This window comes from Paenibacillus anseongensis (genome assembly GCF_009757995.1).
Lineage (GTDB): Bacteria > Bacillota > Bacilli > Paenibacillales > NBRC-103111 > Paenibacillus_E > Paenibacillus_E chondroitinus.
In genome coordinates, this window is record NZ_WSEM01000009.1 from 139,458 (window position 1) to 155,929 (window position 16,472).

Sequence of the window (16,472 nt, forward strand, 5' to 3'; positions counted from 1 at the left end):
AGCATCATGAAGAAAGCCCTAACGTTAGGGATAAGCTTTTTACTCATGTTGAATGTTCTGCTATTTCCTGCAGTGACCGTTGTGAATGCTGCCGCATCGACATCCAGTAACCAAACCCAGGTGACAGCACCGATAGACGCAGCTGCGATTGCCAATGACGGCAGTGTTGAACTGTCGTGGTCCCCTGTATCCGGCGCAACGACATATGCTGTAAAAAGAAGTACGGAAAGCGGCGGCACTTTTACGACGTTAACCAGCTCTTTAACTGCGTCTTCGTATGTGGATACAAGCGTTACAAATGGCACTATTTACTACTATATGGTTACTGCGTTGAGCGCAAGCGGAGAGATTAACGCTAGCGAGGAAATTGTTGCAAATCCTGCTATGGTTTTGACTGTGGCTCAGAATGGAACCGGCGATTTCTCCAGTATTAAGTCTGCTCTGGAATCGATTCCCAGTAACAACACATCTCGTAAGATTATCTACATCAAAGAAGGTTCATATAACGAAAAAATTTCCGTTACTGTGCCTTATGTTGCTTTAATTGGCGCAGGTAAAGATAAAACGAAAATCTTTTATAACGACAATGAATTCACACCGACCTCGAGCGGCCCGACCTCAACTTTGGCGGCTTTAGATACGGCGACGCTTACAGTCGGAGGAACAAAGGATCGTACAGATGGCACAAGAGCTGCAGCGACCAATTTTTATGCAGCCAATTTAACCATTGAGAACTCCTCCGACGTTACGAAAGGCCGGGCATTGGCAGCACGTGTCATTGCAGATCAAGTTGTGTTTGAAAATGTCCGATTTGTCGGTTACCAAGACACACTTTACACAGGCGTCACCTATTACGACAAAACCAGCAGGCAATATTATCGCAATTGCGAGATCAAAGGTTCCGTTGACTTTATTTATGGACCGGCAACTGCGGCTGTTTTTGACCACTCTGACATTATAAGTATAAATGGTCCTTCGCGTTCCGGCGGGTACATCACAGCTGCAGCTACGCAAAATCCAACCGGCGATCTTCCCGGGATTGTATTTATGAACTCTCGTCTATTGAAAGACGCTACTACACAGGGGAAACATTATTTAGGCCGCCCATGGCAGGATCAACCAACGGTACGATTTATCAATACGTGGATGGATGATCATATTCACCCAGACGGTTGGACGGTGATGACGGATAATCTTACCTACCATTATTCCGAGTACAACAGCTCAGGACCTGGGGCCAGCCCATCCACGCGTAAGCTGCAGGATGATACTGATCCTAGCCATTTTGCCATGACAGCGGAACAGGCTAGCCAATTCACGACACCCTGGATATTTGGAGGATGGGACCCGAGCCAGAGGATCATTTATCCCAAACTGTTTGAATCCGTGGTGCCAATTGTAAATCCTGCACGGCCAGATGGAACTTTGGGCTCTTATACTAAACCAGTCCTCGTTTATATGGAAGTAAATAACGAGGCTCCTGCGGCGAATCGCGTGCAGTACCGTATCGATGGCGGGCAATGGGCATTTTATACCAAAGAATTCGCAGTAAGCGATACGGGCACACATAGGATTGAATATCGTTATGTTGACGCTTTAGGGACTCCAAGCACAAGTGCAATAACTTCTCTTAAAATAGATCCTGCTGAACAGGCAAGAGTACCGGCATTCCCTGGTGCTGAAGGCGGCGGGATGTATGTATCAGGCGGACGCGGTGGCTCCGTGTATGTGGTGAATAACCTGTTGGATTTTGCGGATGGCACGCCTGCTATCCTGGGTTCGTTTCGTGATGCGGTGAGTCAGCCGAACCGGATGATCATTTTTAGTGTTTCCGGTGTCATCCATTTGGCCAGACCTCTGACTATCGGTCAACCCAATCTTACGATTGCCGGTCAAACCGCCCCGGGCGACGGTATCGCCCTTAGCGGTTATGCGGTGAAAGTTGGCAGTGGAACAAGTACCGCTGGAGGCAATATTATTGTCAGATATATGCGATTCTGGGGCGGCGAAGTTGAACTGGATGATACGTTCAACATCACGGGAGATAACGTCATTGTCGATCACGTTTCAGGGAGTTGGAGTACGGATGAATTATTCTCTTCCGAGAATAACAAAAATTTTACGCTCCAATGGAGTTTCATCACAAACAGTTTAAACCACTCCATTCACACGAAAGGCCCTCATGGCTACGGTGGGATCTGGGGAGGATCGAATATTACATTTGCCCATAATTTAATTACGAACCATATTAACCGTAACGTTCGGTTTGCACGGGCGACGGATATCGTGAATTATCCCCAGAAGATTGACTACCGGAACAATGTGATCTATAACTGGGGTGGCAATACGGCATACGGCGGGGAAATGGCAACAGGGATTAATATGATCAACAATTACTATAAGCCAGGGCCTAACACGTATAGCGCCTTTAACCGAATTGTCGCGCCTTCGGCTGGCGATGCAGGTGGGGGAGCTTTTTATGTCAATGGAAACTATATAGTAGGCGATCCTGAAGTATCAGCTAATAACTTGGTGAAAAACGCGAATGGCTCTTATAAAGCAATTAACCCGGATTCAACATTTACGCTCAAAACGACGCCTTTCATCTACCCGGACGCGAATGATCTGGTTGGAGGACCGACAACGACGGATACGGCTGAAGCGGCCTATGAGAAAGTGCTGCAACATGGCGGAGCTTCGCTTCCGAAGCGGGATTCGCTTGATGCTCGTATCGTTGGTGAGGTAAAGAACGGAACCGGAAGAACCGTCAACAAGATTGCGTACGATGGTGGCTTACCGGAATTGTTGTCGGCCCCTGCACCAATTGATACAGATGGTGATGGAATGCCAGATGAATGGGAGCTAGCCAATGGATTAGATCCGAATGATAACGGTCTGGATGCTGCCGGAAATAAAATTTCAGGCAACGTCAACGGTAGTTTCGGGGATATCAACGGAAACGGTTATACCAATATTGAGGATTACATCAATTCATTGGCCGATGTACCTGTGCCACTGAATCCAACTGTTTCTATCGAGACACCGGTTATGCACCAAGCCTACCTCCTGAACGACCCGATCAACATTCGTGCAGCAGCAGCGGGTGCCAGCGGAAAATCGATAGCTAAGGTGATTTTTTATGATGCCGATAAGAAGATTAGTGAAGATGTAAGCGAACCTTTCGAGTTTACTTGGGAGAATGCTCCAGAAGGCCAGCATTACATATATGCAAGAGCAGTCGATAATAACGGGGTAACGACCTTGTCAGATCCTGTTATTACCTACGTGAATGGACCTGAAAACTTGGAGTCCTGGGTGTCTCAAGATATTGGCATTGTTAAAATTCCAGGAACCGCCAACCTAACCGGTAATGTGTACAAAGTGAAGGGTTCTGGGGAAATCAACATCAAAGGCACGACAGACTCATTCCATTATGCCTATAAACCGGTTAAAGGCAACTTTGAAATTTATGCGAATGTCGCCTATGAGTCGGAATACGATGATGATGTTAAGACCGGGTTTATGATGCGCGAGAGCCTAGAGCCATCATCGAAGGCAACCGGAGTATTCTTGTCTACGGATCCAACCGATGATTTTAGCGTCGATACGAGCGGTAGAAAGATTTCAGTCATAAACCGCAGTAAAACGGGGGGCGGGTATACCGAGCAGTTGCGAAGAAGTACAACCTTGAAAGCGCCATACTGGATCAAACTTGAACGTAAAGAAAACACAGTATCCGGTTACGTTTCGAAGGATGGCTTGGATTGGTCTTTGGTCGCTTCAAATGTTGTTGATTATGGGGAGACGGTTTATGTCGGCATGGCTGTGGACGGAGCAAAAACAACCACAAACATTGATTATTTAATGTCGGCCAGCTTTACGAACCTTCATTTGTCATCTTCGCCGCAGTTTACTCTTGATAATGCTGCAAGCGAAAGTGTTGAGATCCCGGACTATACCCTCTCGGGGACCGTCACAGATCGTGCGAAAATAGCTGTAAGCAATAACGGAGTCTCGGTTGTGGAGGCCGTATATACAGAAGCGGGTGAGCCTTTTTCTAAAAAAATCACCTTAAACGAAGGTGTTAACTCGATTGTCGTATCGGCATCGAATGAAGAGCTGTTCGGCAACGTTTCAAGCTCCAAATCGATTGTGGTTACTTATCATAAGGCCGCAGTCATATTTACACCTTCTGTCGATATCCCCAAAGTGGTTGATTCTCCAGCCTATTCATTATTAGGCAGCATTAATAGGGATGCGAACGTAACGGTCAAAGTCAACGGTACGGACGTTCTCAACAATGTTAGAACATTAAATAACGTGACGTTTACTGTTCCTATGACTTTGAAGGAAGGCATGAACCTAATTGAAGTAAAAAGTGTTGATGATTATCAAAACATTGGCTTGCAAACTTATCAAGTGAATTATGTGAAAAACTGGGGAGACCAGCTGTTTGGCGTGAAAGACTTATCTCTGACAGATCGTAGTGGGAATGCGGTATCCGGTCTCATTGGTTCCACCGATGTTGTAGTGAGCATGTCTGTTCAAAACAATTCGGCAATAGGTCAGAACGGTGTTCTTGTCCTTGGGTTGTTCGACCAGCAAAACCGGATGGTCCGGTATTCCTTTGTGTCAAGTTCGTTCTCCGCTGGTGAAGATAAACAAATGAAGGCCATTATGAGGGTACCTGATATTGTGATTGGCTACAAACTAAAAGCTTTTGTCTGGAATAACACATCCAGTCGAATCAGAATCTCAAACGAAATTATCATTCCTTAGAGTTGTTATTTTTATCATGCGATGGGAGATGTAGGGAGGGTTGTTAGTGGCATCCCTTTCTATGTCTTCTTATTCCGAGGAGGATTATGCTTGAAAAGTTTGCGAAATTGGACGATTGTAATACTCGCCGTTATGGTGTGTGCGGGCGCGATGATTTTGTCCGCAGTGGCTTCTCCGGTTGATGTTCGAGCAACGTATAATGAACAAGATGGCCGAGTGACGATATCCGGCCAATTAAGCTCGGAGGCAGGTAAGCTTGTTAGCTTGCAAGTAATCAATCCACTGAATCAGTTGGATTTATTAGACCAAACCGCAATTGGCGCAGATGGCTCATACCAATTCAGCTATGTTTTGAAGCAAAAAATAAATGGTACCTATTTTGTTAATGTTAACGTGGAGCAGTCAACTCAAGTGCTTGGTACAACGTTTGAGGTGAGTGTTATCTCGCCACCTACACCAACGCCAACACCATCTATACCGCCAACGCCAACACCAGATCCAACACCGGATTCAACGTCTTCTGATAGCGATGACTCATCAATTACTGCACCTCAGCCAAGCACTGGGCAACCTGTAGTAAAGTCTACCCCGCACGTTGTGGTGGATCAGACTGGTGCAATCGTTTCGGCTAAGTTGGATAAAGAAGCGGTGGACAAAGTTTTTTCAGCCGGCGATAGCCATTTGGTTGTTGAGATTCAACCTGTCAAAGGCGCCAGACAATATCAATTGTATGCACCGGCAAGTATGTTCTTAGCGGCAGCTGAGCAAAAAATGACGATTGTAACGGAGTTAGGATCGATAACGATCCCTAACGGACTGTTAAGCAATGTCGATATTCATTCAGCCACAGAACTCGGTTTTGTCATAGCTAGTGCTGACAGGAGCAGCATTCCGGACGAAATGAAAGGTCAAATCGGTCAACGACCCGTCCTTGAACTCAGCATCTTAGTCGACGGAAAACCAGTAAACTTTAATAATCCTAGTAAGTCAGTTGCCGTTACAATTCCATATCAACCTACGGAAGAAGAATTGAAAAATCCTGAGCACATTGTCGTATGGTATATCGATCATGCGGGTGAAGCTCGTGCCGTTCCAAGCGGGAAATATGAGGCTTCAACAGGGACAGTGACGTTTAAAACCACACATTTCAGTACATTTGCTGTAGGATATCAGCAGAAGAGTTTTGCCGACTTGAGTACGGTTGAGTGGGCGAGAAAGCCGATTGAAGTGATGGCTTCCAAGGGAATTATATCCGGCACCTCGGATACGTTATTTCAACCAGCAGTCAATATGAATCGCGCCGACTTCATGATTTTGTTAACGAAATCTTTCGATTTTAACGCTGATGTGACGACAAACTTCCGTGACGTACACCCCATTGACTACTACTATGAAGCGGTTGGAATCGCAAAACAGCTTGGATTAGCAGAAGGTCAAGAGGACGGGACATTTCATCCAAATGAACAAATTTCCAGGCAGGACATGATGGTGCTTCTTGCGAGAGCAATGGGCGCAGCAGGCATGCAGATTGCCAATGGTGCGCCAAGTGATCTTGAAGCTTTTAGCGACAAGTCGCATGTAGCTTCATACGCGGTAAATCATATTGCTGCATTGATGAAGAGCGGATTTGTGGAAGGCAGCGGAAGCATGCTGAATCCGACCGGCTATGCGACAAGAGCGGAAGCGGCTGTAATGCTCTATAGGATTTATAACAAACAACAAAATCAAAATGTGGTCCCAGATGCTCCGGATATTTATTTCGAGCGATGAGATCGAACATAGGGGAGGGTGCCGAGCAGATGCTGCTTGGCACTTTTTTCTGCGAAGGGGAACTACAATCCGCTATTTTCCACAATTTATATGATTTGCGCAAATGAAGGGAACGACAGTTCGCTATTTGGCTGATTCCACCCTGAAGACGCACAATAGACAAATAAGAGCCTGTAGTTCCGCTCAGAGAAGGAAACGGTCGGTTATTGCACGAATAGAGGACACCAGTTCCCTTGAGCCATCCTTTATCCGGAATTCAAATCATAATACAGCAACATTTTATCGTAATCTGGCAAAACATATAGCGTTTGGGTTTTGTTAAGCTATCCTTAAGGTATGACCAAAAAAACGATTATGACAAGGAGTCATTATGAAAACTCACAAAGCTGGGGAAAATAAGGAGCTCAAATTATGGTACCGGGAGCCTGCAAAACAATGGACGGAAGCATTGCCGATCGGGAACGGCCGCTTGGGTGGAATGGTTTTTGGCCAGGTCAAGGAGGAAAAAATTCAGCTAAATGAAGACTCCATCTGGTACGGCGGACCAAAAGAGGGAGAAAATATCGATGCGCTGCAGCAGCTCCCACATATTCGCAAACTGTTGTTTGACGGGGATGTGGAGAAGGCAACCTATCTGACCAGGATGTCTATGTTTTCTACGCCCAAATATTATAATCCGTATCAGCCTCTTGGAGAGATGAAGTTGTTTTTCACGGATTTGCAAGGGGATGTCCATGCTTATCTGCGTGAATTGGACTTGCAGACAGGGATAACTCGGGTAGCCTTTCATGTTGGCGAAACAACTTATAACAGAGAAATATTTACAAGCTATCCGGATCAGGTGATGGTGATTCATTTGACTTGCAGCAAGCCTGGCGGTCTAACCTTCTGTGTGAATTTAAATCGACGTCCTTATGAGGGAGATAGTTATGCACGGACCTCGGACAGCATTGTCATGAACGGGGAATGCGGCAGAGACGGTGTGGAGTTTAGCGGAGTGCTCAAAGCAAAATCTCCAGACGGCGTGATACAGACGTTTGGTGATTTTATTTCCGTGGAGGGCGCTTCGGAAGTAACGCTTTTGTTTGCAGCGGGCAGTACCTTCCGAGAGGCTGATCCCGAGACGGCCTGCTTGCAGCAGCTGGAGAAAGCAGGAGCTTACACATATTCGCAGCTAAAACAAAGACACATCGATGATTACCAAACGTTGTTTAACCGTGTTCAATTTAGCTTGTCAGCCTCGGATGAGGAGCAGCCATTGGCAACGGACGAACTCATGAAAGCTGTAGTGGAGGGGAATCCGAAGCATAGAAAGCGGCTTGCCGAGTTATACTTTCAGTATGGCCGCTATTTGACCATTGCGAGTTCCCGTCCTGGAAGTCTGCCATCCAACCTGCAAGGGATTTGGAATGATAGCTTCACGCCTCCGTGGGAGTCGAAATATACGATCAATATTAATACTCAAATGAATTATTGGCCGGTTGAGGTTTGCGGGTTATCGGAATGCCATGAACCGCTGTTTGATATGGTTGAAAGAATGCGTGTCAAAGGGAGAATAACGGCGAAGACGCTTTACGGCTGCAGAGGTTTCGTCGCCCATCACAATACGAATATATGGGCTGAAACTCGTCCTGAGGGCATCCTCGCAACAAGTGTCCTTTGGCCGATGGGTGCAGCGTGGCTCAGCCTCCATCTGTGGGAGCACTATGCTTACACAGGGAATACGGAATTCTTGCGTGAGCGGGCTTATCCTGTGTTGAAAGAGGCTGCGGAATTTTTCATGGATTATTTAACGGAAGCCCCAGATGGAACGTGGGTGACAGGTCCTTCTATTTCTCCGGAAAATAGTTTCATTTTGCCAAATGGGCTCCGAGGTACGCTATGCATGGGACCTTCGATGGACTCGCAGATCGTGCATGCCCTCTTCGAAGCTTGCATCAAAAGTAGTCATCTCTTGCAATGCGATGAAGTCTTCCGTAATGAACTGTCAGAACGGATGGGAAAACTTCCGCAGCCGCAAATCGGAGCGAATGGCCAGTTAATGGAATGGATGGAGGAATACGTGGAAGCTGAGCCTGGTCATCGGCACATATCTCATCTATTCGCGCTTCATCCTGGCAAACAGATTGACATTCATACAACGCCAGATCTGGCCGAAGCCGCAAAGTTGACGCTGCAAAGCAGGCTGGCCAACGGCGGCGGCCATACGGGATGGAGCTGCGCTTGGATCATTAACATGTTCGCACGGCTCGGAGATGGTGACTCTGCGCTTGCTTATGTGTTGAATCTGTTTGAGAAGTCTACGTATCCGAATTTATTTGACGCACATCCGCCATTCCAGATTGACGGGAATTTCGGAGCAACCGCAGGTATCGCCGAGATGCTGCTTCAGAGTCATATGGGTGAGCTCAATCTGCTGCCGGCTCTTCCTGGCGATTGGGCATCGGGTTCGATCAAAGGTTTGAGAGCACAAGGCGGGTATGTCGTAGATTTAGCTTGGGAAAAAGGGCAATTAAGCGAAGCGACGATTCAGGCATCGACGGATGGTCATTGTATAATTCGCACCTCATCGCCTGTCGTCGTTGTCTTGAACGATCAGGAAATCGCCCGTTCCAATGGGGAACAGACAACGAGCTTCAAGGTGCAGCAGGGCAGCGTTTATAGTGTGATTGCACAATAAGTGTTAACACAAACACAACACCATTGTTAAAAAACACATTCCTCATCAATCCAAGGAAGGGTAAGATGGAGATATCCAATTCCGTTGGATAATTACGATAAGAGAATGGGGCAGAAACGAATGAAAAAAGGGATGGTTATCGCATTAACCATGATTTTGACAGCTGGCGCGCTTTCGGGCTGCGGCGGCGGAGCAACAAATCCAAAGTCTGGCGAAACAGCCAAAAAAGATGAAGTTCAAAAGTTCTCCATGTCCATGACGACAAGCGGTTACAAATATGCGGAGCAAAGTGCAGATGTGAATAAGGAAAAATGGGTGAAAAAACTGGAGGAACTTACGAATGTAGATCTGGACCTTCGCATGATTCCTCTCAAGGATTTTGACCAAAAAATGTCCCTGATGTTTGCTTCCAACGATATTCCGGATCTTGTCCAAAATGTTGGGGGAGCTACGACCAAAGGGATGTCGGGATCTGTTGAAGCCGGGGTCTTCATGCCTTTGGACGATTTGTTGAAGCAGTATGCTCCAAACATCATGAAAGCGGTGCCAAAGGAAGCATGGCAAGAGACCAGTTTTAACGGTAAAATCTACGGTATTCCTTCGTGGCTTTCCAATCCTTCCCGCCGTGCGACTTTCATTAGAGCGGATCTGCTTGCAAAAACAGGACTGCCTGCACCGAAAACCGTGGATGAGTTCATGACCGTGATGAGAGCGCTGAAGGCCAATGGGATAGAGAACCCGTACCAAATGCGTGAAAACTTCAAATACGCAGATACGATTCTAGGAGCCTTCGACGTGCTGCCTGCTCAATTTGAAGTCAAGGGAGATCAAGTTGTACCGAAGTTTTTCGATGTGGAAAACATGACCAAAGCGCTTCAAACTTTTAAGACTATGTTTGATGAAGGCTTAATTCCAAAAGATTTCGCATCCATCAGCTCAACCGACTATAATAAGAATATCGAAGCTGGTAAGGTAGGCATGTGGTCAGCGAATGCCCAAAGCTTGTCCGGTTACCGTAACAAACTGAAGAACCTTGTGCCTGATGGGAAAATTGAGATTATCTCCTCCCCTCGCGGACCGGAAAACTTCGGCGGGCATTTGCTCTACTCCAGCATTAATACTTCTTATTACATTAATAATAAAGTGTCGAAGGAAAAAGCGATTCGGATTATTCAGTTCCTGGAATGGATGCTGACTCCGGAAGCTGAGAAATATTTCTCCTTCGGTATTGAAGGTGAAAATTATACAACAGAGAATGGCGCCATTAAATTTACGCCTCCAACAGAAACCTCTGCGATTGAGGAAGATCAATTCCGCGGTATGTTCTGGTTTGTACACGATGTAGTGTACAATAAAGCCAAGGAAGAAATGTCTGCGGACGGACGCGACATGATCAAGTACTTGGATACGATTGTTTCCAAAGAAGGTTTGGGTTCTATCCGGTTCGTACCGCAGCTTGAATCGTTCTCGAAATATCCGGATGTAGCGCCAGCAGGCGATGATGTAGGACCTAAATTAATTATTGACCATATGATTAAGATGATTTACGGCAAGGAACCGATCTCCGATTGGCCGAAAGTGATTGAGGAGTACAAAACAAAAGGCGGCAACGATATCCTGAAAGAAGCGACTGAGCGTTATAAGAGTGGCAATGGGGCTATCGTTTCCAACAATAAAAACTAAGTTCAGTTCACAGGAAAAAAGGATTTGTCCCCGCAATGGGTGGACAAGTCTCTTTTTTCTTAGGCGCATTTTTCGATAAACGTTAGAAGTGGAGGCGTTAACAACATGAGATTGTTAATTGTAGATGATGAACCGGTAATTCGCAGCGGCTTAATGATGATGGCCCAGAGCTATACCCACAAGTTTCAACAAATTGAAACCGCGGTGAATGGACTTGATGCTCTGGAGCAAATGACTCGGTTCGAACCGGACCTGCTTCTAACGGATATTCGAATGCCCAAAATGGATGGCTTAGAGCTTTGCCGCAACGTATACGAGAAATATCCGCATATTATGATGGTCGTTGTTTCGGGCTACAGTGATTTTGACTATGCGCAAAAGTGTCTGTCTTACGGGGTCAAGCACTATTTGCTGAAGCCGGTTACACCGCCGGATCTGCATGATGTCTTTGACATCATTATGAAATCGCAATCACAAGGGTATATCCCTGTGTCCCGCTATGTGGAATGGGTTGAACGAATAGAAAACAGCATTTGGCTGCTGCAGGAAGAAGAATTGCAGAAGATTATGGAGGAGTTGAAAGAAGATTGCTCCCACTTATCTGCGGCTCAGTTGAAAGGTCAGCTCCTGGATGCGGTCGTGCTGCTGCACAAGCAATTTCAAGAGAAAAATCGTGTGATCAGCGCGGATTTAACCGAAGATTTCCGCTCAACTTCCAAGGCGGAGCTATTTAAAGAATTTGAGGAACGACTGCAAACTGTTATGATGGATATTTTGGTTGTCCGCCGAGGCAATTTCAAGGACCCTATGGAGGAAGCCAAAACCTATATAGATAATCATTTGTCAGTGGATATTTCATTAAAAGAAGTTGCCGATATGGTCGGGATTACCCCGAACTATTTCAGCACCTTGTTCAAAAAAATGAGCAATGAAACCTTCGTCAGCTACCGGATTAATAAAAGAATGGAGAAAGCTCGTGAGCTGCTGGCAATTCCTCATAAACGAACAGTGGATATAGCGGCAGAAGTAGGCTACGATGATTACCCCCATTTTACAAAAACATTTAAGAAAGTCTTTGGTATTTCTCCCTCGGATTATCGGGAATCGTTGGGGATGAAATGAAAAAATTCAATTTATATCCGAAGCTATTTTTATCCTATTTCGTTGTCATTATGATTTCTTTGACGAGTGTCGGCGTGTTTTCATACTGGAGTTCTTCCAATGAGCTTGATCAAATTGTGGAGAAGCAGTTAACGCAGGTGGTAGGGAACGCAGCGCACCATACGGACCTGTATATTCGAAGTTATGAGCGGTCCATGGTTTCGTTATTGAGCAGCAACGATGTCAAACGGTTCGTTGACCTGCCAGAGGGGGAAACAGGCTATCCCTATTATGAGGCGAGAAAGTTTATTAAGGAACTTATCATTGAGCCGGCATTTGCGCGTAATCCAGAAATTTCCAATATTTATATGATTAGCTTTAATCAAAATGCGATGTATTTCTATAATGATTCCGTTGGGGGATCTTTCAATAAGGAAGAAGCTCAGCAACAGCTGGAATTTTTCAAAAGTAATACGAAACCGGATGGCAGCTTGAGTATATTGAATCACAGTATTCTGTCAGGACAACAAAATATAACGCTGGTCCGACAGATTCGTGGACTATCCTCAACGGAACCCAAAGGGATTCTTGTTGTGGAGCTACGGGCGGCTGAGCTTTCAGAATTGTGGAAAGGCATAGATTTGGGGGAAGACGGCTACTTTTTTATTACCGATGATAATGGCAAGTATGTGTATCAGCCGGATACGGACAAGACAGCCACGGAGCTGCCCGAAGCTATACGGAGTCAGGTGCTAGAGGCCGGTCCTCACGCTTTCATGGCGACAATTGACGATAAGCCGCAGATGTTCATGAGCCGCCGGTCCACCTACGGCGATTGGCGCCTGGTCGTTGCAATGTCGGTGAATGAGCTGCGCAAACCGAGTGATACGATTCGGACAACGACGATCGTTGTCGGCTGTTTTACGCTGGGCATCGCGCTATGGATCGCCTTCCGCTTCGGAAGATCGATCACAGGGCCGATTCGCATCTTGAGAAGTGCCATGCGTCAAACCGAGCAGGGGAACTGGGTCCAAATTCCGCTTCCGGAGCATCGGGATGAGATTGCGGAGCTGATGAGCCGATACAACTTGATGGTGACGCGCCTTTCAGAGCTGGTAGATAAGGTATACCAGGCCGAACTCAGCGATCAGAAGAGCCAGATGGAACGCCAGAAGGCAGAGCTGCAATCTTTGCAGCTGCAGATTAATCCTCATTTTTTATATAACACACTAGAAACGATTGTTTGCTATGCGGTCATAAGAGATTCGAAGGAAATCTATGAAATCGTCAAAGCGCTTGCGTATATGCTGCGTTATTCCGTGCAAACCAATCTGGAAGAGATAACCGTTTCCAATGAGTTAAAACATGTCATGTTCTATCTTGTCGTTCTGAAGCATCGCATCGGACGGGAATTCGAAGTAGATGTAAGCATTCATCCAGATTATTTATTGAATAGCATGGTTCGTTTAACCCTGCAGCCGTTGATTGAAAATGCTTTTCAGCATGCTTTTGCAGACGGTGTCGAGGACTATCATTATATTCGCATCGATGCCGGTGAGGATGAGGATAAGTTCTGGGTGAGCGTTGAAGATAATGGTCTTGGTATCAGCGAGGCCAGGCTGGACGAGTTACGCGAGAAACTGCACACAAACCAGCTTGCGGATAAGGAGAATGGTTCTTCAAAAGGGATCGGCGGTATCGGAATCATTAACGTCCACCGGCGTATTCAGATGGTCTACGGCGAGCAGTATGGCTTGCAGATCGAGAGCGAAGTGGAGAAGGGGACCAAACTTATCATGGTCATGCCTGCTTCAGCTCGGGGCAAAAATGGTTGAAATAACGCTATACGTAGAACTGGAATATCTTGTATGGACCTTGCCTGCGGCAAGGTTTTTTTTGTGTTCAGATTGTTGAAAAACACACCTAGAAACGAAGTTTCTCCATGGTTTGACTCTGGGGACCATAGTATGATGAGACCATCAAACATTCAGATGGACAGAAAGGAAAGACGACCATGGCTTCAAAGACAGATTCGGCAGGACAGACTGTATATACCTTTGCATCGAGAAAAGCGAAAAGAGCTTTTGTCATGAAACATTGGCCTTTATATGTCATTTCAATTCCGGGACTTATTTATTTTGTCATTTTTAAATATATTCCCTTGCTCGGTTCGACCATTGCGTTTCAAAACTACAACATTTTTAAAGGGATAGCCGGCAGTCCATGGGTTGGTTTGGAACACTTTAAACGGATGTTCGCTTATGATGAATTCCTTACCATTTTAAAAAACACACTATTGATCGGCATGTACGATTTGCTTTTTGCGTTTCCCATACCAATTATACTCGCGCTGCTGTTAAATGAAATCCGGTTCAATGGGTATAAAAGATTGCTGCAGACGGTCATCTACATGCCGCATTTTCTATCCTGGGTCATTGTTGGCGGGATTGTGATTGGCATTTTGTCGCCGTCGACAGGCATTATCAATCACGTCTTAGGATTGTTCCATATTGAGCCTATTTATTTTCTTGGTGAAAACAGCTATATTCGTTCGATTCTGATTACCTCAGGGATATGGAAAGATAGCGGATGGGGCACGATCATCTATTTGGCTGCAATCGCGGGCATTAACCCGGACCTCTATGAAGCGGCTGAAATCGATGGGGCAGGCAAGTTCCGCCAGGTGATGTCGATTACGGTTCCTTCCATTTTGCCTACTATTACAATTTTGTTCTTATTGCATATCGGAAGCTTTCTGGATTTCGGGTTTGAAAGAGTCTATGTCTTCTTGAACTCGCTAAACAGTGAGAATGGTCAAATCCTGGATACTTACGTTTACCGCGCCGGTCTTATAGACCGTCAATACAGCTATACAACGGCAATCGGACTCTTCAAATCAGTCATTGGTTTATTGCTTATTATGCTTGGCAACACCCTGAGTAAAAGAACGACTGGAAACGGCTTGTACTAACATGCGTTCAGTCATAAGGAGGAATAGGGAACGTGATTTTAACAAAAGGACAGCGTGCATTTCAGCTATTTAATATGATTTTTCTGCTTGTCATCGGCCTTACGATGTTTCTTCCGATCTTGAATGTTATTTCACAGTCATTCAGCAATGCGGTTGCGATTAACAGTGGAAACGTAGGATTCTGGCCTGTAGGTTTTACACTCGAAAATTATCACATGATTCTGAAGGACCCATCGATCTGGATCTCATTCCGAAATAGTGTCATCATTACGGTTTTCGGCACATTGATTAATCTAATGGCAACGGCAAGCTTGGCCTATCCTTTGTCCCGAGCTGAATATATTTACAGAAAACCAGCGCTGTTACTGGTGCTGTTCACGATGATTTTCCATGCGCCGCTAATTCCTAATTATCTGCTGCTAAAAAATCTGCATATGCTCGACACGCTGTGGGTCTTGATCATTCCAGGCGCAATTAGTGCCTATAACTTGTTCGTCATGCGGTCATTCTTTATGACTCTTCCTGTGGAGATGTTTGATTCTGCTAAAATGGACGGCTGCGGCGAGTTCCGCATGATCTGGAGCGTCGTTCTCCCGTTGTCGAAGCCGGTCATGGCGACGATGGGCATCATGTACGCCGTCGGGAACTGGAATATGTATTCTCAAGCGATTTACTACATTACCAGCAGATCCCTGATTCCATTGCAGGTACGGCTCCGTGAAATTGTTATCACCGATAACATGGGGTCAGCCGACGTCTCATCGGAATTGCTGTTATCCATTTCACCGGAAGGGCTGAAAATGGCGGTGATCGTCATAGCGACGATTCCGATTATGCTGGTGTATCCATTCCTTCAAAAGCACTTTATTAAAGGGATGATGGTTGGCTCGATTAAATCTTAGTTTCTATATCTACTGGAAGTTACACGTATATTTATAGAAAAAGCCCCTGGCAGGGGCTTTTTTTAAAAGTATGGTATCGAATCTACTCAAACAAATATTTTTCGTTGTAAAGACGGCTGTGCAGCAAAGTTGAAGGGCTACGTTGCATGACATACAACGTAATGGTGTGGTCAGACTGCGATTGCGGTCTTTCCTTGCACAACATACAACCATTTGTTGCAAAAGGTGAATTGTAAGCGGTTTAAATGCAACAATTGTTGTATTGAGTGCAATATAGAAGCGAAGTGGGGCCCCTTTACGGCCAAATGGTTGCGCAAAATACAACATAGTTGTCACAGTCGTTGTTAATCGCTCCAGCGATTCCTCCCTGAGGGGAACTACAGGTCGCTATTTCATCGAAATAGGCTCCTCTTCATGTGGAGGGGAACTGACGTCCTCTATTTGTCGTTTTCTTAAAGAAATCGGGATTAGGCGGTCAAATAAGGCCCTGCAGTTCCGCTTGAACGCGAAAACGGGCTTAATTTGTTAGAATAGTTAAAATGAACGAAACCGACTGCCACTTTGCGTATACGTAGGTTAATTTTGA

General features: G+C 45.7%; 8 protein-coding genes. All 8 read left to right on the forward strand.

Annotation, left to right across the window (positions count from 1 at the left end; all coding sequences use genetic code 11):
* Positions 1-6: 6 nt before the first annotated feature.
* On the forward strand, positions 7-4,779 hold the full coding sequence (locus GON05_RS12305; RefSeq protein WP_157319426.1) for a pectinesterase family protein: 4,773 nt from the start codon (positions 7-9) through the stop codon (positions 4,777-4,779).
* Positions 4,780-4,869: 90 nt separating this feature from the next.
* Positions 4,870-6,549 carry an S-layer homology domain-containing protein gene (locus tag GON05_RS12310; RefSeq protein ID WP_181646589.1) on the forward strand — a complete coding sequence of 560 codons (1,680 nt, stop codon included), beginning with the start codon at positions 4,870-4,872 and terminating at the stop codon, positions 6,547-6,549.
* Between the two features lie 370 nt (positions 6,550-6,919).
* Positions 6,920-9,229 (forward strand): glycoside hydrolase family 95 protein, encoded by a 2,310-nt coding sequence (locus GON05_RS12315; protein WP_157319428.1) that lies wholly within the window; start codon positions 6,920-6,922, stop codon positions 9,227-9,229.
* Positions 9,230-9,349: 120 nt separating this feature from the next.
* The gene (locus GON05_RS12320; protein ID WP_157319429.1) at positions 9,350-10,912 is read left to right on the forward strand and encodes an extracellular solute-binding protein; all 1,563 of its coding nucleotides are present in this window, start codon (positions 9,350-9,352) and stop codon (positions 10,910-10,912) included.
* A 105-nt stretch (positions 10,913-11,017) separates the two neighbouring features.
* Positions 11,018-12,034 carry a response regulator gene (locus GON05_RS12325; RefSeq protein ID WP_157319430.1) on the forward strand — a complete coding sequence of 339 codons (1,017 nt, stop codon included), beginning with the start codon at positions 11,018-11,020 and terminating at the stop codon, positions 12,032-12,034.
* A complete protein-coding gene (locus GON05_RS12330; protein WP_157319431.1) occupies positions 12,031-13,848 on the forward strand; it encodes a cache domain-containing sensor histidine kinase in 1,818 nt (605 codons plus the stop codon). Before GON05_RS12325 ends, GON05_RS12330 begins: the two co-directional genes overlap by 4 nt.
* 179 nt (positions 13,849-14,027) lie before the next feature.
* A complete protein-coding gene (locus GON05_RS12335; RefSeq protein WP_157319432.1) occupies positions 14,028-14,984 on the forward strand; it encodes an ABC transporter permease in 957 nt (318 codons plus the stop codon).
* 74 nt (positions 14,985-15,058) lie between these two features.
* Positions 15,059-15,886: a carbohydrate ABC transporter permease gene (locus tag GON05_RS12340; RefSeq protein ID WP_127455989.1), complete on the forward strand. Its 828-nt coding sequence runs from the start codon at positions 15,059-15,061 to the stop codon at positions 15,884-15,886.
* Positions 15,887-16,472 lie beyond the last annotated feature (586 nt).